Here is a 22626-nt window from a genome sequence, read left to right as displayed (position 1 = left end):
TTCCACCTAAAGATTATTCAACAATTTTTCCCTCTTGGGGCTCACAGGTTGCCTGCTCATTACTCTTAGGTGATGTTAAGGGAAACTTGCCTCCAGAGCTAAGCGTGGTTGTCTTCCCATTGTGTATGAAGGCTTCTTTAGGAATATGAACAGCTACGTTTTTAATAACATTTACTGCTTCTGGAATATTGAAATCACCTACCATGCTTAAAAATTGATAACTTTCTTGTGGTGAAAATCCTTGAGTACGCACTAAAAAGTCAATGGCATTCTTTGAGGCAAGTTGCATCGCTTCAAACAAGTTTTCATGTAAACCCATTATTATCCATTCATCAGCATTTTCTACGATAGGCCAGGTGAATAAGTTACTCCCATTTCGTTTGGTTTTATCAAATACTCCTTCTGCTTTTAAATCTTTTCGTACAATAAATTGCAGGGTGATTCCTTCATAAGAGGTCTCAAGTGCTGTGACATCAATCTCTCCATTGCTCTGCATCGCATGGGAATCACCAGTCCAAACTAAAGCACCTTTTTGAAAAACGGGCAAATAAAGAATGGATCCTGCTTGCAGGCTTGGTTGATCCAAATTACCTCCAAAAGGACCGGGAGGAACTGAGTTGAATTGTCCTGGAACGGGTTGGCCCATATGAGTTTCTAAATTCACAGGCCAGCCATCAGGCCAATCTGTAGGTGGGGCTACCGCGATAACCCCCGGAAAGGGTTTCAAGCGTAAGCAAATTCCTTTGGCAAACTCGGTGGTGTTCTTTTCTTTATTATATTTGAAGTACATGATTCTTGGCTTGGTAAACTCTGATAAAATCCCTTGTGTAGGGCTCAAAAAGTTGTATCCAAAATCATTCAACTTGATATCTAAGACTCGAATTTCGAGGACATCTCCTGGCTCTGCTTCTTCAATATAAACAGGACCGGTTAAGCTGTGCATACCCCGTCTTTTTTGAATGTCATATTTTGTATAGAATTTTGCAATTTCAGCGGGCGTTGTTTTATTAAAGACCATTTCATGCAAGCAACTGTTCCACGTTTCTAAAGATACTGAATCTCCAGAGTGAACTTTAACAGCAGGTTTCTTATCCAGTGAAAAAAGACCAAGAGTAACGGTGTCTTTTGTGGCGGGAACTCTGTATGTTTCTGCCGAAACAAAAGGGAAATATGCGGTTGCTATTAATAAAGAGAATATTTGGATTTTCTTTAGCATTTCTTATCCTTAAGAATGAGTATTGGCAATATCGTGCATCGGATAACTTAATAGATTTAATATGAATTTAATAAAAATTCAAGTCAGTTTAAAGTTTATCTTAAGGATTTGTCATTTTAAAAACAGGGGGTTGCTATGTTAAATAATGTTACTCATATCTGCTTTGATTCATCGGCAATCGGATTTTTAGATAAAAAGGTTAATCCTATGAAAATCAGGAAGATCAGCTCGATTACATTACAGTAAAGCCCAAAATGAAGATTATTATGATGCTTATAGAAGAAGTTAGCTCCTTCTGTTCCTATTGCGCCTACAACCATCACACATAAGCTAACCAATGCAGAGGCGGTTCCCTTGCTTACTGGGGTTACAAAGAGGCAGTATCTGTTTAAAGGTGCATTAATTACACTTAGTGCAAAAAAATAAATAATCGTTCCTGGAAGTAAATAATAATATGCATTACCAAACAGGTAAGGAAGCAAAGAAGTTAAAACTGTTCCAATAACCAGAATAATACAACCTAGAAAAACGATTTGTTTAATTTTGTATTTATAAGTTAATTTGTGCAAAAACCAATTGCCTAAAATGGTCGCGCCAAATACCGGAAGTTGCCAAAGCCCATATTGGATTACTGTAAGTTTCGCCTCAACAATAAAAATAATAGGTGCTAATGCAATCCAAGCAATACAGGGGATACCAACTGTACCTGCTGCTAAAGTTCCAAAACAAAATGCTCTATTAGTAAATAAGTCTTTATAGTTCTGAAGAACTTTGTTTGCTGAGAATTTAGTTTTTGGGGTTAGTTCTCCATTTCTCTTTATTTGACCTATCGGTTCAGGCATATATCGCCATAACCCCCATAATACAACAAGGGCCCCTAGCGCTATGCCAACAAAGATATATCGCCAGGACGTATAATGAATGATGATGGCGCCAATAAGTGGCCCAAGTAATGGGGCGAGAATTGCAACATTGGCCATAATGGCTATTAAGCGAATCGCATCCATTTCTTCAAAAATTTCTTGAATGGTCGCATAGCCTATTACCCCAATAAAGCATAAGCCCATACCTTGAAAAAAACGTGCGACCAAAAATTGACTCATCGAATTGGAGCAAGCAATAAATATTGTAAAAACAAAAAATAGAAATGCTCCAAGGAGCATCATCGGTCTGCGCCCATAACTATCAGAAATTGGACCTAAGAAGATCTGTAAACTTGCGCCTCCGAGAATATAAACACTTAAAGAAGTAGCTACGGCCGATTCTGGCGCATTAAAGGAACGAACAACTTGAACCATACCGGGCATGATCATGTCGTTTGCAATATAAGTTAGAAACTCATACATGACAAAAAAGCAGGCAAATATTAACGCGTGTTTTTTAGTTATAGGAATAAGGGGTTCAGTCATAACAAGAGCCCGGTTGATTAATTTTTTCTTTAAGTGTGCTATCTTGTAATTCTGTGTCTAAATTTTATATACTCTTTTGATGTTCAATTTTGCGAATCAATTCTTATGAAATGGCATTTTTTTGGTGATGATAGTGGCAAACCCAGAATTAATGAACATTTAATGATTTACATCCTTAGTCTACTTGATCCAACCTCGCAGTTCAAGGCGTCATTGGTTAATCATAAATGGAAAAAAATGGTGGATTTAACTCAAAAATACACGAATTTATTGACAACGACTCAACAAATTCCATTGTTATCTAAAGTGGGGCTCGATGTATTAAGATTAAAATTAATGTCAGGTGGAATGACAAATGTTGTTTATAGAATACAAACAGAACAAGACTATTCTAAATTCCTCTCAAAAATTCCCGGGATCGATCCTGACCTTATTGAAAGTAAAAAACCGGCACGATGGGTATTACGAATTCCAGGAGATGTATCATTATTTTCAGTATCGCGGAAGGATGAAGCGAAAAACGCACGTAAGGCATCCATATTAGGACTTAACGTCCCTATAGAGCATGATGGACCGAAGGGATTACAACTCACTAAATACATCGAGGGTGCTCAGAATTTAGATAAGGAAACATTGCAACGAATTGATATATTAAAAATCTTAGCTGAGATGGCAAAAAAACTACATACCTCAGAACGATTTGACAATGACACTGCCGTATTTGAACGTAATGAACAATTGGTGGAACAATTAAAAATTAAAAATTTTACTTTTTCTGCGGAAGTCGATTTTGTAATAGAGCAAATGTCTTATTTAAAGAAATTATTCTCTTCTTATAAAATTGAAATGTCCCCATGCCATAATGATTCGACACCTTTAAACTATTTGAGGGTACCTGGGGGAACAAAAAAACAAGAAAAAATCTATCAAATTGATTGGGAATATTCAAGCAACAACGATTTTATTTGGGACCTTGTTTATTTTGCTATAGAGGCTAAGCTCAGCAAGGAGCAAGAATTAGCATATTTAACAGCATATTTCGGAAAAGAAGAACTTTCAGATTCAATATTGGCATGGTATACCGCTTATAAACCTGTTGTGGAGTGGTGGATTACCCTGTGGTCCTGGACTCAATTAGCAAATGAAGCAAAATCTGTAAGTATAGATGAGTATAAAAACTTAGGGATAGCGCGTTTTGCAAAAACTTTGGAGCATTTGCAGAGTAAAGAATATCAGGATGCACTCAAGATTATTGAGGCCGATCGTTTAGTGTCTTCTTTTACTGGTCATCGACCTTTTTAAATCAATGTAGCCAGAGTGAAGTGCGCGGAGCCTGGGATATAAGCGGTCCTGTATTCTTGGGTTCCGCTTTGCATCGCCCAGACTACAACAGCGAAGGATAGATCATCCTGAACGTAGTGAGGGATCTCCAGAAGATGGGTATGAGTCAATCAGGGATCCGTCGTCGTAGACTCCTGTTTTTAAAAGCAAGTACCCTTCGAATGAAAACTTAGCTTTCTTTTAAAGACAGTATCTACAAATTATGCCATGTTATTTAAAAACTCTTGTAGGTGTGTTTTCTCGCGTTCGGATTTCAAATATGTTTTGAGTAATTCGAGTGCATGGCTATACTCATCATTTTGAATCACACCGCGCATTAGTTCAAATCGTAAAAAAACACAGTATGTATTGAGTACATCTGTTTCACAATAATCACGAATACTTTTTAGTTGACCTAATGAATATTGTTCCCATACTTTAGAACCACTCATGCCCATTTTTCCAGGGAATCCAAGCATGCTGGAAATTTCATCCAGGGGAGCAAACGCTTTATTTTGATATCCTGCAATCACATCCATGAGATCAAGATGTCGGTAATGAAATCGACTCAAGTAATTATTCCAACGAAAATTTTGTTGATTATCACCGTTTTCCCAATAGGTGGGTGCGGGAATTCCGTGCAACAAGGCGCGGTAGTGTAATACAGGCAAATCAAAGCCACTGCCATTCCAGCTGACTAAAGTTGGAGTATGTTTGTCAATTCCAGAAAAAAATCGGGTTATTAGTTCTTTTTCATCAGAAGATTCATCGCCTAAAGACCAAACTTTTATTTGTGAGCCATGACTCATCACTAAAGAAATAGCGCAAACCTTTTGTAAATAATGAGGTAAAAAATCATTTCCTACTTTCGCTCGACGCAAGGCAAACATTGCTTCTGCTGTATCTTTATCAGAGAGCCCATCTAAGTCATATAAAGTACGGCCTGCCTCAACATCAGGAATTGTTTCTATATCGAATACAAGAATGGTCATGGTTCAGCTTAGCTAATTTTGAATGAACTATATCTTAACATGTGGTAAAGCAGGGAAGTAGTAGTTTATTTTTTAGAAACAATAGTATAACTTGGGTTCATCAGGATATAATGCAAGCGTAGATTGTAGTTAGTAAATTTGTTAAAATGATCTTTTTATTGTTTGGTTGCTCATGGACGCATTATTACAAATTTTTAACAAGATACGCATCGTTTTTTTGTTGATTACTTTTTTTCTTACTGCATGTGTTAGCCATCCCCCTGCAGATATAAACAACGTATGTAGTATATTTAGACAGCATCCAAAGTGGTATAAAGACGCTAAGGATGTTGAGCGTCGATGGCGGGTTCCTATTCCTGTACAAATGGCTATTATTCACCAAGAATCAAAATTCAATGCTCGAGCTAAGCCACCACGCAAGAAACTCTTTTGTATCATTCCCTGGAAAAGACCTTCATCAGCTTATGGATACACCCAAGCATTAAATGGAACTTGGAGTCATTACAAACAAAATTGTGGTGGATGGTTCTCTTCACGTGATAATTTTGCTGACGGTGTTGACTTTATTGGTTGGTATGCGAATGAAGCTTATAAAAAAGCAAGAATTCCTCGCACAGATGCTTATGCGCTTTATTTAGCCTATCATGAAGGTATAGGTGGTTATCAACGTAGAACTTATTTGAGAAAATCATGGTTATTACCTGTTGCACGTAAAGTAAAAGCACGTTCACAACTTTACGCAATGCAACTTAATTCGTGTAAAAGATCATTAAAATCACGATTTTGGTTTTAGAATTTTAAAGGTGGCAACTTTGGATTGATGAAATAGAATCAGGGTTGCATTTGAATTTATATAAGTTAATAAGTAATAATATATTCAGTAATTAAAACTGATATAGATCACTAAGGAGTTTTTAATGCGATTAATGCTTTTGGGTGGGCCGGGTGCAGGAAAAGGAACCCAGGCTTTGCGTTTGATTGAACGTTATCAAATTCCGCAAATCTCCACTGGTGACATGCTGCGTGCGGCTATTGCACAGGGATCGCCCTTAGGACTAAGTGCTAAAAAAATTATGGAAACAGGTGGTCTCGTATCCGATGAGATTATTCTTGGATTAGTTAAAGAACGTTTAAAAAAGAGTGATTGTGCTAATGGGTTTCTTTTTGATGGGTTCCCCAGAACAATTGTGCAGGCAGATGCTCTAAAGCAAGCGGGAATTTATTTAGATCACGTTATTGAAATTGCTGTGGATGATGAGGAAATTATCAAACGAATCAGTGGACGAAGGATCCATCAACCTTCAGGGCGTGTGTATCATATTGAAAACCATCCCCCCAAACGCGAGGGAATAGATGATGTTACTGGAGATGCTTTAATCCAACGTGAAGATGATAAAGAAGAAACGGTAAGAAAACGTCTAGAAGTTTATCGCAGTCAAACCGCACCTCTAGTTCACTACTATAAGTCATGGGCTGAGAGTGGTGATCATAGTGCTCCTGAGTTTCATAGTATTTGTGGTACTGGTGATGTAGATGACGTTTTTCAAAAGATTGTTAATTCCATCGAAGTTAAGGAAGCAATATGACCAGTATCAATGTATCCAGTGCAGAATTCCAATCATTAATTGAAGAAAATAGCATTGTATTCATTGATTTTTGGGCTGACTGGTGCGCCCCATGTAAACAATTTTCTAAAGTTTATGAGCAAGTAGCGGAGCATTTTCCAAATATCAAATTTGCGAAGGTTAACATTGAAGCCGAGCAACAATTGTCTGATTTCTTTGAAATACGCTCGATTCCTCATCTGATGGTATTCAAGGAAGGAATTGTCATTTATTCAAATGCTGGCAGTATGCCAGCTTCCACCTTAAAAGAGTTGGTTGAACAAGCAGTAGCTGTTGATGTTAGTGCAATAAAAGAGGAACTTCAACAGAAGGAAAAGAAGTAACTCGTGATAAATAATTTGCGAGTTCTTTCTTGCCTTTTTCATCAATGATTAAATCGAGTTTGGTCCTTCGTCTTAGTATATCATCACAATTTTGTGCCCACTCTTCTAAAATCAAATAATCAACTTCAACTTGATAGAGGTAAGTACAGTATTTTTTTCCTAAGGATTCTTGATTGTCACAAGTCGCAAGAAATAGTTCCATGCGACTTCCATAAGTATATAAATAATGGTTAAGTAGGTTTGGATCCATCCATCCGTATTTCTTTTTAGCATAATCCACATACTGATCAAAGTTCATTCCTTCAAAAATGGCTCCGGGTAAGGGCGTTAATGCTGTTAGTGAGGAACTAATCTGTGGAAAGGTTTGATGAAGCTGGTTTATGACTTCTTCTGCTAATTGACGGTAAGTAGTAATTTTACCCCCATAAATTGTAACGATTGGTGCGGGAGTATGGTGAATTTCATATGAATAATCCCGGCTTAAGGCTCTGGCTTCCTTATTGTCCTCAGCAAGTAAAGCACGTACACCACTCCAAGTGTAGAGAATATCCCTTTCTGATATCTTGGATTTGAAATATGAATTAACTAAATCTATTAAATAATGAGTTTCTTGATTACTAATGCTCGCCTCACAGGGATTATCCGTTAAGGGGATATCAGTTGTGCCGATCATACTAAATCCATGATAAGGAATGACAAAGATAATACGTTTGTCTTGATGTTGTAATAAATAGGCCTGATTCCCTTCATAAATTTGGGGTACGATAATATGACTTCCCTTAATTAAACTAACTTGTTTCCGATCTGGAATTTTAGTGAGCTCTTCTACTGACTTAACCCATGGGCCTGCTGCATTAATTACTGATTTAGCATAGAGTGTATAATTTGGACCCGTTTTAGGCTGTATTGTTAATTGCCATAAGTTATTGACAACTTCAGTATGAATTACTTTTGAGTGAGTTCGTATGCTTGCTCCATGATTTTTGGCCTGGATTGCATTAACAATAGTTAAACGAGCATCATCGGTAACTGCGTCATAAAAGAGAAACCCCATATTCAGCTCATCTATTAGGGAGGAAAAATAATCCTTTTTACTTTTCCTATAAATCATTTTGCATTTAGGTAGACGATTTTTGCCACTTAAATGATCATAAATGAATAGCCCCAAACGTAAAAACCAAGCAGATCGCATATGTTTTTCATAGGGAAGAACCAGAGCTTGGGGATGTACTAGATGTGGTGCCAGGTCTAAAAGTCTTTGTCGTTCAATAATTGCTTTTTTAACCATACTAAATTCATAGTTTTCTAAATATCTTAATCCGCCATGTATAAGCTTGGTACTGCTGGAGGATGTTTTTGAGGCCAGATCGTCTTGTTCTAAGAGCACCACAGATAATCCTCTTAATGCTGCATCTGCAGCACAACCACAGCCATTGATGCCGCCGCCAATAATTGCAACATCAAAAACCGAATTCATATTTTGGTCTCCAGAAAAAAAGTATACACTATCAATATACACTAATAGTTGGGACAAGGAACGCTGCAACAATGAATTATTTACTTGCAATTGATCAAGGAACGAGTAGTACCCGAGCCATGATATATGATGTTTATGGTGAGTTAGTTGCTAGTAGTCAATATCCGCTTACTCAACATTATCCTCAAACAGGGTGGGTTGAGCATGATCCAGAAGAAATATGGCAAAAAACCTTAATTGCTATGCGTGATGTTGTAGCTAAAGTTTCAGCCGATCAAATAGTTTGTTGTGGTTTAACAAACCAAAGGGAAACTACAGTAATTTGGGATAAAAAGACAGGCAAATGTCTTGCTCCTGCAATTGTATGGCAAGATCGGAGAACGGCCAAATACTGCGATACGTTAGCAATTGATGCATCGATGATACAAGAAAAAACCGGTTTAATTCCGGATCCTTATTTTTCTGCAACTAAATTAAAATGGTTTTTAGAGAACAATCAAGAAGCAAAAGAGCTTGCAGGTAAAGGCGACTTAGCTTTCGGTACCATTGACAGTTTTCTAATATGGCGTTTAACTACGGAGCATTTGCATTTAACCGATGTGACCAATGCATCGAGGACGATGCTGTTTAACATTAAAAAAGAACAATGGGATTTAGATTTACTTGATTATTTCAAAATACCCGAGTCTGTTTTACCTAAGGTTTGTGCAAGTGATAGCCACTTTGGGATGATGGATAAGCAATGGATTGGTATTGAATTACCAATTACGGGAGTTGCTGGTGATCAGCAAGCTGCTTTAATTGGTCAAGGGTGTTTTAAAATAGGGATGGTAAAAGCAACCTTTGGTACGGGTGCATTCCTATTGCTAAATACGGGTAATAAACCAGTATTATCACAGCATAAACTCCTAACCACAATTGCTTATAAGATTCAAGGAAAAACTGTATATGGGTTAGAAGGGAGTATTTATCATGCAGGTACAACTGTAAAATGGCTACGCGATTCAATGAAGTTAATAACAAGTTCTGATGAAACTGAGGCCCTGGCAAGCTCCTTGAATGGAAATGATGGAGTTTATTTAGTTTCAGCATTCACAGGGTTAGGTGCACCACATTGGTTATCTGCCCCTGGAGCATCCATGTTCGGTTTGAGTTTATCCACTAATAGAGCTCATTTTGCTCGCGCAGCATTAGAAGGGGTTTGTTATCAAACTCGTGAAGTATGTTTTTGTATGAGAGAGGACAGCCAATTGGATTTATCCTTATTGCGAGTTGATGGTGGGATGGCAGTTAATCGGTGGTTTTTGCAATTTTTAGCAGATCAATGTCAATTAGAGATAGAAAAACCTAAAGATATTGAAACAACTGCAAAGGGTGCGGCTATATTAGCGGCTTTGGGGTGCGGAATTTTTAATTCTTTGGATGAGCTGCACGCAATTTGGGATGTAGAGCAATCACTTAAACCGCAAAGGGCTTTGGAGCAAGTTGAGCAGGACTATCGTGGCTGGAGGAAGGCTTTGCAAAAAATAAAAGGGTAAACATTCTTTAGAATGGGTTCCCGCCTTCGCGGGAACGACAATTCTTTACTTAACGACTGTAAGAACCTGAATCCAAGCTTAAGGAACATTTCTTGTTTTTTCACCAGTATAAAGCTGGCGTGGTCTACCAATTCTTGATTTAGTGGCAACCATTTCCATCCAATGGCTCATCCAACCAACAGTACGGGCTAAAGCAAAGACTACTGTAAACATATTTGTTGGAATTCCTATAGCACTTAAAGTCAGACCGGAATAGAAGTCAACATTAGGATAAAGTTTTTTCTCAATAAAATAATCATCTTCAAGAGCAATCCGTTCAAGTTCCATAGCAAGCTTGAATAACGGAGCATCTTTTGCACCAACTGCTTCCAATACATCATAGCAGGTTTGGCGCATTACTTTTGCTCTGGGGTCATAGCTCTTGTAAACACGGTGACCAAATCCCATTAATCGGAATGGATCATCTTTATCTTTTGCGCGCTTGATGTAATGTTGAATGCGATCAACGCTTCCAATTTCTTTGAGCATATTCAGGCAAGCCTCATTCGCACCACCATGAGCGGGTCCCCATAGGGCACCGATTCCTGCAGAGATACATGCAAAAGGATTTGCTCCTGTTGAACCAGCTAGACGAACAGTGGAGGTAGATGCATTTTGCTCATGATCCGCATGTAAAATAAAGATAGTATCCATAGCGCGTACCAGAACAGGATCAGGCGTTGATTCTTCAGTAGGAACGCTAAACATCATATGTAAGAAGTTTTCCGCATAAGACATTTTATTTTGTGGATATATATAGGGTAATCCTATTGAATATTTATAACTCATTGCCGCAAAAGTAGGCATTTTAGCAACCATGCGTATTGCAGAAATAAATCGGTCTTCCGCATTATTCAAATCCATGGTGTCATGATAAAAGGCAGATAAAGCTCCAACCATTCCGACCATAATTGCCATTGGATGTGCGTCACGTCGGAAACCATTCAAGAATTGATACATTTGTTGATGTACCATAGTGTGGTTGTTAATTAAATTAACAAATTTTTTCTTTTCATCGGCACTAGGTAGCTCGCCATTGAGTAAAAGATAACTTACATCCAGAAAATCTTTTTTCTCAGCTAATTGCTCGATTGGATAGCCTCGATAGAGTAATATCCCTTTATCACCATCTATATAAGTGATTTTAGATTCACAGGAGGCAGTCGATAAAAAACCTTGATCAAAAGTAAAAACGCCACGCGCACCCAGTTGTGTGATATCAATTACATCATTTCCTAACGTAGGTGTATATACCGGTAATTCAAGTGGCTCTTGGCCTTCAAGGCTAAGTTTCGCTGTTTTTTTTGTCATTGCTTCTCCTGATAAAGGATTCATTTGTTTGTGCGTGGCACTATATACAAAATGAGCACTTACAGTCAATTTTATTATGGTTTAGAATTTCAAAGAATGACAGTAAAAAAGTAACAAATTTATCTCTGTTGTGATGAGAATCAAAATTTAGGGCATATTTTATCATTTAGACTAGGAAAATACTGAGGGCAATGCAGTACTTAGGGTACATTTTAGTGTAGATGATTTAATTAAATCCGTCTGTATGGTATCCTTTATCATTAAAATTTATCGTCAAGGATACGTCCAAACTATGGTTTATCTAGCTAAAGAAATCTTGCCAGTTAATATCGAAGATGAATTAAAACAATCCTACCTAGACTATGCGATGAGTGTTATCGTAGGCAGGGCTTTGCCTGATGTTCGTGATGGGCTGAAACCGGTTCATCGACGCGTACTTTTCGCAATGAGTGAATTAGGCAATGACTGGAATAAACCCTATAAAAAATCGGCACGTGTCGTAGGGGATGTAATCGGTAAATACCACCCACATGGCGATACAGCAGTTTATGACACCATTGTTCGTATGGCACAACCTTTTTCAATGCGTTATCTTTTGGTTGATGGTCAGGGTAACTTCGGTTCCGTAGATGGCGATGCGCCTGCGGCAATGCGGTATACCGAAGTAAGAATGTCTAAGGTAGCTCATGCTTTATTAGCGGATCTTGAGAAAGAGACGGTAGATTTTAGCCCGAACTATGATGAAACAGAATTTGCTCCTGTAGTTTTGCCTTCACGTATACCCAACTTATTGGTTAATGGTTCTTCTGGTATTGCGGTAGGTATGGCGACGAATATTCCACCCCATAACCTTACTGAAGTGATTAATGCATGTATTGCTCTGGTTGATGATCCTGAGCTTAGTTTAGACGACATTATGGAAATCATTCCTGGTCCAGACTTCCCAACAGCCGCAATTATCAATGGCCGAGCTGGAATTATACAAGGCTATCGTACAGGAAAAGGGCGCGCAATTATTCGGGCCCGAACTGAAATTGAAACGGATGAAGATTCAGGGCGACAATCCATTATTATCACGGAGCTCCCGTATCAAGTAAATAAGGCGCGTTTGGTTGAACGTATTGCTGAGTTGGTGCGAGATAAAAAGATTGAAGGAATTTCAGGACTTAGGGATGAGTCTGATAAACAAGGTATGCGAGTTGTAATCGAGCTAAAACGTAATGAAGTGGCTGATGTCATCTTAAATAATTTGTACGCCCATACCCAAATGCAAAATGTGTTTGGAATTAATATGGTTGCCTTGGTTGATGGCCAACCGCGTACCTTGAACTTGAAACAAATTCTTGAATATTTCATTAAACACCGACGAGAAGTTGTAACTAGAAGAACCCTTTTTGATCTGAAAAAAGCACGTGCTCGCGCTCATTTATTAGAAGGCTTGGGAATAGCTTTAGCAAATATTGATGAAATGATTGATTTGATTAAAAAATCACCAACCCCTCAGGACGCTAAAGAAGCATTGCTTGCTAAGCTATGGCAACCAGGCATGGTTAAAACGATGTTGGAAAGAGCAGGCTCTGATGCCTCTCGGCCTGATGATTTGGCCGCTGAATTTGGATTAGGGGCTAATGGTTATAAATTATCAGAGGCTCAGGCTCAAGCTATTCTTGAATTAAGACTTCATCGCTTAACCGCTTTAGAACAAGATAAAATTTTAGGTGAGTTCGAAGAATTATTGCAATTAATTCGTGAGCTATTGGAAATATTGGCCTCTCCAGAGCGACTCATGCAAGTAATACGTGATGAGCTCCTTGATATAAAAACTCAGTTTGGTGACGAACGTCGTTCTGAAATCACTGCATCACAAGAAGATTTAACAATCGAAGACTTAATTACTGAAGAAAATGTAGTAGTAACTCTATCGCATCAAGGCTATGTAAAATACCAACCTCTTAGTGCATACCAAGCTCAACGTCGAGGTGGTAAGGGTAAATCCGCAACAAATGTTAAAGATGAGGATTTTGTTTCTCGTTTAGTTATTGCAAGTACGCATGACACATTGCTTTGCTTCTCTAACCTCGGAAAACTTTATTGGTTAAAAGCATATCAGCTTCCTTTGGCCAGTCGTATCTCTAGGGGTCGTCCGATTATTAACATATTACCACTTGCTGAAGGCGAAGAAATTAACGCCATGCTACCCGTCAGAGAGTACCAAGAAGGTTTCTATGTCTTTATGGCTACGAAAAAAGGAACGGTTAAAAAAGTACCTTTAAATGCATTTAGCAGACCAAGATCTAATGGAATTATTGCTGTGGATCTTGATGAAGATGACAGTTTGGTTGGAGTTGATATTACGGATGGTAGTAAGGATATCATGCTATTTACTGATGCGGGTAAAGTAGTACGCTTTGATGAAAGTAAAGTCCGACCTATGGGCCGTACTGCCCGTGGGGTACGAGGAATTCGCATCGAAGAGGGACAAGCAGTAATATCCTTAGTTGTCGCTCATCCAGATGGAACCATATTGACTGCAACAGAAAATGGATATGGAAAACGTACCTCCATCGAAGAGTATCGAGTTTCTGGACGTGGTGGACAAGGTGTTATTTCCATTCAGGTAAGTGAGCGTAATGGTAAAGTTGTCCGTTCAGTGCAGGTTACTGATGCAGATGAAGCAATGTTGATTACCGATAAAGGCACGCTGGTACGATTTAAGATCGATGAGTTGTCTGTGATTGGTCGAAATACACAAGGTGTTCGCTTAATTAATGTTAGCCCCGGGGAAAAAGTAGTGGGTATGCAAAAGATTGAAGATTTAGGCGAGGATTCTAATGAGTCCGATGACATAACTGAAATTGAAGAAAATGGCGATGACAACTAGAGTCTATAATTTTGGTGCTGGCCCTTCAATGCTTCCTGAGGCTATTCTTAAGGAAGCACAAGAAGAGTTTCTAGATTGGCAAAATCTTGGCGTTTCTGTTCTTGAGGTTGGGCATCGGAGCCCGGAGTTTACAACTCTCTTATCGCGCGCGGAACAGTCCTTAAGAGAATTACTCTTTATCCCTTCAAATTATCATGTCTTATTTTTGGGCGGGGCTGCCCGTACTCAGTTTGCTATGATTCCAATGAATCTATTGGGTCCAGAAGATCAAGCAGGCTATCTGGTCACCGGTATATGGTCACAGATGGCTTTTTCTGAAGCACAACTTTTAAAAAAAGCATATTGTATAGCCAGTGATGAACAAAATGGTTATAAAACAATCCCTGATGTACGAAGCTGGGACATAAAAGAAAATACATCCTATGTTTATTACACTCCCAATGAAACTGTGAATGGGGTGCGATTTCCTTCTGTTCCCAAAACTAAAAATATTACTTTAATCGCTGATATGACGTCTGCTTTGCTTAGTGAACCTATCGATGTCAAAAATTATGGTTTAATTTTTGCGGGAGCACAGAAAAATATAGCAAACGCCGGGCTAACAATAGTAATTATTAGGGATGATTTATTAGAAAAAATGCCGATTCCCCAAGTGCCAACAATGTTAAATTATAAAATTCAAGTCGAGCATCATTCGCTTTTTGCAACCTCACCAGTATTTAATTGTTATTTAGCGGATAAAATGTTTGATTGGATAAAAACGCAAGGTGGAATTGAAGAAATATACCGTCTCAATTGTCAAAAGGCAGCTAAATTATATCAATATTTGGATAACAGCGATTTTTATACAACTCATGTAGATCCTGAGGTTCGTTCTATAGTTAATGTCTGTTTCTCACTTAAGAATGATACATTAGAGAATGAATTTCTACATTTGGCACAGCTACGTGGTTTATATGCTTTGAAGGGGCATCGATTCGTTGGTGGAATTCGCGCGAGTCTATATAATGCAATGCCCATTACCGGCGTTGATGCGCTTATAGAGTTCATGTCTGAGTTTGCAAAGGAAAATAGTTAGTGAGAATACATAATTTTATCAGTAAACCTGTTCGGTCAATCAATGGTGAGATCACTGTACCTGGTGATAAATCTATTTCACATCGCTCCATTATTTTTGGTTCTTTAGCTAAGGGAACAACGATCATTAATGGATTTCTTGATGGTGATGATTGCATGGCAACCCTAAAAGCTTTCCAAGCAATGGGAGTAACCATAGAAGGTCCTGATGAACAACAAGTGGTAATCTATGGGGTTGGCAAGCATGGATTGAAAAAGCCTGATAAGGTTATTGATTGTGGAAACTCTGGAACCAGTATGCGACTGCTTGCAGGATTATTAGCTGCCCAATCTTTTGATAGTCAACTAACAGGGGATGAGAGCTTATTAAAAAGACCGATGATGCGGGTTAGTAAACCATTAACACAAATGGGTGCCGATATTACTACTGTAGATGGAAAACCTCCGCTCACAATTAGAGGCGGCAAAAAACTTAAAGGGATTCATTATGTTATGCCCGAAGCGAGTGCCCAGGTTAAATCATGCATTTTATTGGCTGGTCTCTATGCTGAAGGGGAGACCCAAATCACAGAAGCAGGTGTGAGCCGTGATCATACAGAACTAATGCTCAAAAACTTTTCTTATCCTGTTCATCGTTCAGGTAATACTTTAATTGTTAACTCAGAGAGTGAATGCATTGGCACTGAGATAGATATTCCTGGAGATATTTCATCTGCGGCATTTTTCATTGTTGCAGCCACTATTATTCCTGACTCTGATATTCTCATTCGAAATGTAGGTATTAATCCAACGCGTACTGGAATACTGCATATTTTATTGGAGATGGGGGCTAATATTACTCTTTTAGACCAACGACAACTTGGAGAAGAATGGGTTGCTGATTTGAGAGTTCAATATGCACCATTGAAAGGAATTAACATAGATTCAAATATGGTACCTCTTGCAATTGATGAGTTCCCTGTAATTTTTATTGCCGCAGCTTGTGCACAAGGACAAACTACGCTGCACGGCGCAAGTGAATTACGCCTTAAAGAAAGTGATCGGATTGCTGCTATGGTTGATGGTCTAAAAGAATTAGGTATTCATGCAAATGCATTAGACGATGGAGTACTGATCGAAGGAGGAACCTTAAACGGAGGTACTGTTGAAAGCAGAGGTGATCATCGTATCGCCATGTCTTTTGCAATCGCTGGGGCTGTAGCTAAAGAACCTGTTACTATTAAAAATTGTGTCAATGTAGCTACCTCATTTCCTTTGTTTGTGGAAACAGCAAAGGAGCTTCAATTACAAATAGAGGAAACTGTTAATAATGTACAATGACACAGTACCTGTTATAACCTTAGATGGACCAAGTGGCACTGGTAAGGGCACTTTATGCCAATTACTTGCGAAACATCTTAAATGGAATATGCTTGATAGTGGTGCTATTTATCGTGTTCTCGCTTATGCTGCTAGGAAAAATAAAATTGACTTTCACGATGTAGATAAATTGACTGCATTAGCGCGTTCACTAAATTTACGCTTTGAATCTTCTGATGATTATGGGGCACAAGCCATTTTGGATGAGATGAATATCAGTTCTGAAATTCGAAGTGAGCAATGTGGCCAAGACGCATCTCAAATTGCTGCGATTCAAGAAGTTAGACATGCTTTACTCGAGCGGCAACGTAATTTTGCACAATCTCCAGGACTCGTTACTGATGGTCGAGATATGGGTACCGTAGTCTTCCCTGATGCTGTTTTAAAGATATTTTTATATGCTAATGAAGAAGAAAGAGCAAATAGACGTTATTTACAGTTGAAAGAAAAGGGAATTAATGTTAGCCTCGCGCAGGTTGTAGAAGAATTGGCTAAGCGTGATGTAAGGGATACTGCTCGTACGCATGCGCCATTGAAGCCTGCAGATGATGCAGTGCAAATTGATACAACCAGATTATCCATTGTACAAGTGTTTAATATTGTATTAAAATTAATTAATGAACGTTTGTACTGTGCTTAATTATTTGTTGGGGGAAAGATGAGTGGAACTCAATCTTTCATTTTTTTACTAAAGAGTTTATTAACATGTCTGAAAGTTTCAAAGAATTGTTTGAGCAAAGTATTGCCGGTGCTCAATTTTATCCTGGTGCCATTATTAATGCTAAAGTTATCGGAATCGATAGTGACTATGTCATTTTAAATGCGGGTCTAAAATCTGAAGGTATTGTACCTAAAGAAGAATTTTATGACAAAGATGGTGCATTGGAAGTTAGCTTGGGTGATACTGTTGAAGTAGCACTGGACTCTGTAGAAGATGGCTACGGCGAAACGCTCCTTTCAAGAGAAAAAGCAAAACGTCAGGAAGCTTGGCGTAAATTATCTAAATCACATGAAAACAATGAAACAGTTACTGGTCTTATCTCCGGAAAAGTTAAAGGCGGATTTACTGTTGAAATTGGTACCATACGCGCTTTCTTACCTGGTTCATTAGTAGACGTCAGACCTGTAAGAGATCCTTCTTATTTAGAAGGCAAAGAGCTTGAATTCAAAGTTATTAAAATGGATTTAAAGCGCAACAACATCGTTGTATCACGTCGTGCAGTTGTTGAAGAAGAAAGTAGTGCTGATAGACAAGCATTGCTTGAGTCCTTACATGAGGGTCAAGAACTTCATGGTATTGTTAAAAACCTTACCGATTATGGTGCATTCATTGACCTGGGTGGCATAGATGGCTTGTTGCATATCACTGATATTTCATGGAAGCGTGTAAAACATCCAAGTGAAGTATTATCCGTTGGCCAAGACGTAAAAGTAAAAGTATTGAGTTTTGATAGCGAAAGAAACCGTGTTTCTTTAGGCATGAAACAATTAGGTAACGATCCTTGGGTTGATCTAGTAGAACGTTATCCAATAGGCAGAAAATTACAAGGTAAAGTAACTAATATCACTGATTATGGTTGCTTTGTTGAAATCGAAGAAGGTGTTGAAGGCTTAGTCCATATGTCTGAAATGGATTGGACCAATAAAAACGTACATCCAAGTAAAGTAGTTTCTCTGGGTGATGTAGTTGATGTTATGGTTCTTGAAATTGATGAAGAAAGACGCCGTATTTCTTTAGGCATGAAACAATGTGTTGGTAATCCATGGCAACAATTTGCTGCCGCACACAATAAAGGCCAAAAAGTAAGTGGTAAGATTCGTTCAATCACCGACTTCGGAATATTTATTGGCTTGGATGGAGATATTGACGGTTTGGTTCATTTGTCTGATATTTCCTGGACAGTTGCTGGCGAAGAAGCAGTAAAACAGTTTAAGAAAGGACAAGAGTTGGAAGCTGTTATTCTTGCTATAGATCCTGAGCGTGAGCGTATTTCTTTGGGTATAAAACAACTTGAAGGCGATAACTTCGCGAGTTTTGTTGATGAGTATACTAAAGGCGCCATAGTTAAAGGCACTGTTGTCGCTGTAGATGCTAAAACAGTTACTGTAGCTTTAGCCGATGATATTACTGGTACTATTCGTGCAAGTGAATTGTCCGATGAGCGTGTTGATGATGCGACTACTCTTGTCAAAGAAGGTGATGAGATTGAAGCAAAAATCATAAATGTTGATCGTAAAAATCGTTCAATTACTCTTTCAGTAAAAGCGAAAGATGCTCAAGATGAAGCAGATGCGATTAAGAAATACTCTAGAACCGAAGGTACTTCAACAACAACCTTAGGTGATTTGCTGAAAGAAAAAATGGCAAGTAAAGAGAGTGATTAATTTCTTTATTGTCAATTAGTTAAAAAAGCGTAGATTTCTCTACGCTTTTTTGTTTGTATATTTTAATAACCTGTGTGAACCGAAGTGGAGCTCAGGTTTAAATTACAGTATCATCCTGGAAGATCCCGGGTTCCGCTTCGAATTGCCCTGGAAACAAAAAAGGAAGAATTTTATGCGCATATTAATGCTAGTTATTTATATACTTCTTATCATTATTGGCGTTAGTTTTGCTGCTCTAAATGCAACTTCAGTGGATGTTAATTTATATTTTAAAACAATAACAATGCCTATCTCTGTTCTTATGACAATCATGTTAGGTATTGGGATTTTAGTAGGTTTTATACTTTTTATTGGAAGATATTGGCGTTTAAAAGCTGAATGCCACAAAATTAAAAACCAATTAAAATTAACTGAAAAAGAAATTAAAAACTTACGATCAATTCCATTGCAAGATCAACACTAATTTTTTTGTTATTATGAAGTCTAACATGCAGAGGGGAGGGTAATAATGATTGATTTATGGCCATTACTATTGCCTGCTGCTGCGTGGTCTGGTTGGTGGTTGGCAAATCGTAGTAAATCCAAGAGCGACCCCACTCTTTATAACCGTTTATCCCGTGAATATGTTGTAGGACTTAATTATCTTTTAAACGAGCAACCTGATAAAGCTGTTGATGTTTTTATTAAATTACTAGAGGTTGACAGTGATACGGTAGAAACACATCTTGCGTTAGGGAGTTTGTTTAGGCGCCGTGGTGAAGTTGATAGAGCGATACGTATTCATCAAAATTTAATTGCGAGACCTCAATTAAGTATTTTACAAAGAAAAGAATCATTAATGGCCTTAGGCCAGGATTATATGAGTGCTGGTTTATTCGATCGTGCAGAGCGAATTTTTTTGGAGGTTGTAGAATTAGGGGGATCTAAAGAAACCAGTAGCTTGCATGGTTTGTTAGCCATTTATCAACAAGAAAAAGCTTGGGAAAAAGCTTTGGATGTAATTAAAAAGCTTGAAATTTCAACAGGGACTAGTTTTCATAATCAAGCGGCTCATTATTATTGTGAAATGGCCAATCAGGCATTAAAAAGCAATGCAATTGATAAAGCTACATATTGTATTAAGCAAGCTATAAGCGTTGATAATGAATCAGTTAGAGCCAGCTTAATGAATGCAAGCCTCGAAATGAAAGAAGGGCGTTACAAACAAGCAATTCGCTCATTAAAACGTGTTCCTCAGCAAGATGCTGATTTTTTAACAGAAATTATCGAACCTCTAGTTGTATGCCATAAAGAATTAAATACAATGGATGAGTGTGTCAAGTATCTTGAAGAGACCTTAGAGGATAATCCTAGAGCTTCAGTAATTTTTGTAATAGCGGAATATTTAAGACAACAAAAAAATATGGATGCTGCGATAGATTTCGTTGCGGATAACTTGAGTAAACATCCATCCATACGAGGTTTAAATCAATTAACCTATTGGCATCTTGAGTCTGCTCACGGAAAGGTACGTGATAAGTTACAAATGCTTTATGATATAACAAGTAAATTTTTAGACAATAAGCCAGTTTATCGATGCGTTCATTGTGGTTTTGGTGGCAAACATCTTCATTGGCATTGTCCCAGCTGTAAAAACTGGGGAAGAATGAAACCTGTCCATGGATTGGAAGGATATTAACTAATTTTTTAAGAGATTATGATGCAATTTATCGATTTAAAAAAACAATATTCAATAATAGAAAACGAAATTTTAGCCAGTATTAAAAACGTTTTGGATCATGGTCAATATATTATGGGGCCTGAAATTGCTCAACTTGAAAGGCAATTAGCTGATTTTATAGGAGTTAAACATGCTATTGTCAATTCAAGTGGAACAGACGCGTTATTAATGGCTTTAATGGCTTTGGAAATACAGCCTGGAGATGAAGTAATTACTACTCCTTTTAGTTTTTTCGCTACTGCTGAGGTGATTAGTCTTTGTCAAGCTAAGCCTGTTTTTGTAGATATTGATCCACTTACTTATAACATGGACCCTAATAAGCTTGAAGCTGCAATTACCAGTAAAACTAAGGCGATAATGCCAGTGGGATTATATGGTCAATGTGCTGATCATGATGAAATTAATGCTATCGCAGCTCATTACGGTATACCAGTGATTGAAGATGCAGCACAAAGTTTTGGTGCAACTTATAAAGGTAAATATTCATGTGCTTTATCAACGATTGGATGTACTAGTTTCTTTCCATCAAAACCTTTAGGTGGATATGGAGATTCAGGTGCCTGTTTTACCAATGATGATGTTTTAGCTCAAAAACTTATTGAAATAAGAATTCATGGTCAAAATGCGCGTTATTGCCATAACCGCATAGGAATAAATGGGCGAATGGATACGATTCAGGCTGCTGTTTTAATTGAGAAATTGAAATTGTTCCCAGATGAAATTATTATGCGCCAAAGAGTTGCTAAAGCATACGATCAGATTCTTTCACCTTTAGTAAAAACGCCCTTCGTTCATAGCTACAATACAAGTGTTTATGCACAATATACTATTGAAGTAAGTAATCGAGATGCGTTCCAGAAGGCAATGCAAGAATCCGGAATTCCAACTGCTGTGCACTATCCTGTACCCCTGCATCAACAAACTGCCATGGCATATCTTGGTTATAAAATGGGTGATTTTCCTCATGCAGAATATGCAAGTAGTCGGGTTATTAGTTTACCTATGCATCCTTATTTGCAAGAAGCAGAGCAAATAAAAATAGTTACAGCTGTAAAAAGTGCTCTAGAAGTTCATGAAGAAGAGGCTATGGTATAAATGATGCCTAAATTAATTGTTGCACTGGATTTTGATAATGAGCATGATGCGTTAAATTTAGTTGAAAAGCTTGATCCTAACAGTTGTGCTGTAAAAGTAGGAAGCGAACTTTTTACACTCCTTGGTACAAGTTTTGTGAAGCAATTGATCAAAAGAAAATTTAAAGTTTTTTTAGACTTAAAATTTCATGATATTCCTAATACAGTTGCAAAAGCGTGTACGGCAGGGGCTGAGCTCGGGGTGTGGATGATGAATGTCCATGCTTCTGGTGGAATGAGTATGATGCAAGCAGCAAGGAATGCTATTGATTCTTATGGCGCGAGTAGACCCATCTTAATTGCAGTGACTGTATTGACCAGTTTTAATCAAAATGAATTAATTTCAGTTGGGATTAATACCCCTGTAATAGACCATGTTAAAAAATTAGCTATTTTGACAAAGGACGCAGGTTTGGATGGAGTGGTTTGTTCCGCTCAAGAAGTAAAGGTAATAAAGGGTTCCTGTGGTAATCAATTTATCACGGTAACTCCAGGCATCAGATTGCCAAATAACGTCAGTGATGATCAATCGCGAGTAATGACACCCAAACAGGCCATTGAAGAAGGTAGTGATTATTTGGTAGTAGGACGTCCAATCACACAAGCAATAAATCCTGAACTGGTTGTCGCTGAAATTTTAAAGAATATTCAAAATTAATCCTATATATAGCCTAGGTACATTTCAAAATGTGGCCTAGGTACCATTAAAGCCATCTCTGGCTTAATACTATAAGTATGTCCATTTCGAATAATTTAGTCTATTTAATTTCTGATAAATTTGTGTTAATTATATTTGTGATGGTTAAAAATAATAAAACAAA

At 37.9% G+C, this 22626-nt stretch carries 19 protein-coding genes; 14 read left to right on the top strand and 5 right to left on the bottom strand.

All coding sequences use genetic code 11. The annotated features are described in order from the left end of the window. Window positions 1-13: 13 nt before the first annotated feature. Entirely contained in the window at window positions 14-1216 is a 1203-nt protein-coding gene (locus tag ACWTEW_RS06505; protein WP_454780903.1) for an acetamidase/formamidase family protein, read from the bottom strand. A gap of 152 nt (window positions 1217-1368) precedes the next feature. After that, on the bottom strand, window positions 1369-2625 hold the full coding sequence (locus tag ACWTEW_RS06500) for an MFS transporter (protein ID WP_454780902.1): 1257 nt from the start codon (window positions 2623-2625) through the stop codon (window positions 1369-1371). Between the two features lie 105 nt (window positions 2626-2730). Here ACWTEW_RS06500 and ACWTEW_RS06495 point away from each other — a divergent pair, with 105 nt between their 5' ends. Then, window positions 2731-3927 (top strand): F-box protein, encoded by a 1197-nt coding sequence (locus ACWTEW_RS06495; RefSeq protein WP_454780901.1) that lies wholly within the window; start codon window positions 2731-2733, stop codon window positions 3925-3927. 239 nt (window positions 3928-4166) lie between these two features. Here the strand turns inward: ACWTEW_RS06495 and ACWTEW_RS06490 are convergent, their stop codons facing one another. After that, entirely contained in the window at window positions 4167-4937 is a 771-nt protein-coding gene (locus ACWTEW_RS06490) for a 3'-5' exonuclease (RefSeq protein ID WP_454780900.1), read from the bottom strand. Between the two features lie 172 nt (window positions 4938-5109). On the opposite strand from ACWTEW_RS06490, the gene ACWTEW_RS06485 reads away from it, so the two are divergent. From ACWTEW_RS06485 to ACWTEW_RS06475, 3 genes are all read left to right on the top strand, one after another. After that, a complete protein-coding gene (locus tag ACWTEW_RS06485) occupies window positions 5110-5730 on the top strand; it encodes a transglycosylase SLT domain-containing protein (RefSeq protein WP_454780899.1) in 621 nt (206 codons plus the stop codon). A gap of 124 nt (window positions 5731-5854) precedes the next feature. Then, entirely contained in the window at window positions 5855-6523 is a 669-nt protein-coding gene (gene adk / locus ACWTEW_RS06480) for an adenylate kinase (protein ID WP_454780898.1), read from the top strand. Continuing rightward, window positions 6520-6885 carry a thioredoxin family protein gene (locus ACWTEW_RS06475; protein ID WP_454780897.1) on the top strand — a complete coding sequence of 122 codons (366 nt, stop codon included), beginning with the start codon at window positions 6520-6522 and terminating at the stop codon, window positions 6883-6885. The genes adk and ACWTEW_RS06475 overlap by 4 nt, the downstream gene beginning before the upstream one ends. Here the strand turns inward: ACWTEW_RS06475 and glpD are convergent. Continuing rightward, window positions 6842-8362: a glycerol-3-phosphate dehydrogenase gene (glpD, locus tag ACWTEW_RS06470; RefSeq protein ID WP_454780896.1), complete on the bottom strand. Its 1521-nt coding sequence runs from the start codon at window positions 8360-8362 to the stop codon at window positions 6842-6844. The genes ACWTEW_RS06475 and glpD overlap by 44 nt on opposite strands. Before the next feature lie 71 nt (window positions 8363-8433). Between glpD and glpK the strand changes: the two genes are divergently transcribed. Beyond that, window positions 8434-9900: a glycerol kinase GlpK gene (gene glpK / locus ACWTEW_RS06465; protein ID WP_454780895.1), complete on the top strand. Its 1467-nt coding sequence runs from the start codon at window positions 8434-8436 to the stop codon at window positions 9898-9900. 78 nt (window positions 9901-9978) lie between these two features. Here glpK and gltA read toward each other — a convergent pair whose 3' ends face one another. Beyond that, window positions 9979-11250 carry a citrate synthase gene (gltA, locus tag ACWTEW_RS06460; protein WP_454780894.1) on the bottom strand — a complete coding sequence of 424 codons (1272 nt, stop codon included), beginning with the start codon at window positions 11248-11250 and terminating at the stop codon, window positions 9979-9981. Between the two features lie 292 nt (window positions 11251-11542). Here gltA and gyrA point away from each other — a divergent pair, with 292 nt between their 5' ends. The 9 genes from gyrA (at window position 11543) to pyrF (ending at window position 22463) form a co-directional block, all read left to right on the top strand. After that, window positions 11543-14131: a DNA gyrase subunit A gene (gene gyrA, locus ACWTEW_RS06455; protein WP_454780893.1), complete on the top strand. Its 2589-nt coding sequence runs from the start codon at window positions 11543-11545 to the stop codon at window positions 14129-14131. Continuing rightward, entirely contained in the window at window positions 14121-15209 is a 1089-nt protein-coding gene (serC, locus tag ACWTEW_RS06450; RefSeq protein WP_454780892.1) for a 3-phosphoserine/phosphohydroxythreonine transaminase, read from the top strand. The genes gyrA and serC overlap by 11 nt, the downstream gene beginning before the upstream one ends. Further along, complete coding sequence (aroA, locus tag ACWTEW_RS06445) at window positions 15209-16528, top strand: 3-phosphoshikimate 1-carboxyvinyltransferase (RefSeq protein WP_454780891.1); 1320 nt, start codon at window positions 15209-15211, stop codon at window positions 16526-16528. The genes serC and aroA overlap by 1 nt, the downstream gene beginning before the upstream one ends. Next, window positions 16518-17207, top strand: coding sequence for a (d)CMP kinase (gene cmk, locus ACWTEW_RS06440; RefSeq protein WP_454780890.1), 690 nt, complete (start codon window positions 16518-16520; stop codon window positions 17205-17207). Before aroA ends, cmk begins: the two co-directional genes overlap by 11 nt. A gap of 65 nt (window positions 17208-17272) precedes the next feature. Further along, window positions 17273-18952, top strand: coding sequence for a 30S ribosomal protein S1 (gene rpsA, locus ACWTEW_RS06435; protein ID WP_454780889.1), 1680 nt, complete (start codon window positions 17273-17275; stop codon window positions 18950-18952). A gap of 172 nt (window positions 18953-19124) precedes the next feature. Further along, entirely contained in the window at window positions 19125-19415 is a 291-nt protein-coding gene (locus tag ACWTEW_RS06430) for a LapA family protein (protein ID WP_454780888.1), read from the top strand. A 45-nt stretch (window positions 19416-19460) separates the two neighbouring features. Next, entirely contained in the window at window positions 19461-20630 is a 1170-nt protein-coding gene (lapB, locus tag ACWTEW_RS06425; RefSeq protein WP_454780887.1) for a lipopolysaccharide assembly protein LapB, read from the top strand. 21 nt (window positions 20631-20651) lie between these two features. After that, entirely contained in the window at window positions 20652-21767 is a 1116-nt protein-coding gene (locus tag ACWTEW_RS06420; protein ID WP_454781273.1) for a DegT/DnrJ/EryC1/StrS family aminotransferase, read from the top strand. Beyond that, window positions 21768-22463 (top strand): orotidine-5'-phosphate decarboxylase, encoded by a 696-nt coding sequence (gene pyrF, locus ACWTEW_RS06415; RefSeq protein WP_454780886.1) that lies wholly within the window; start codon window positions 21768-21770, stop codon window positions 22461-22463. The last annotated feature ends 163 nt before the right edge of the window (window positions 22464-22626 follow it).

Source organism: Legionella stuttgartensis (assembly GCF_977063405.2).
This window is presented reverse-complemented; position numbering and strand designations above follow the sequence as displayed.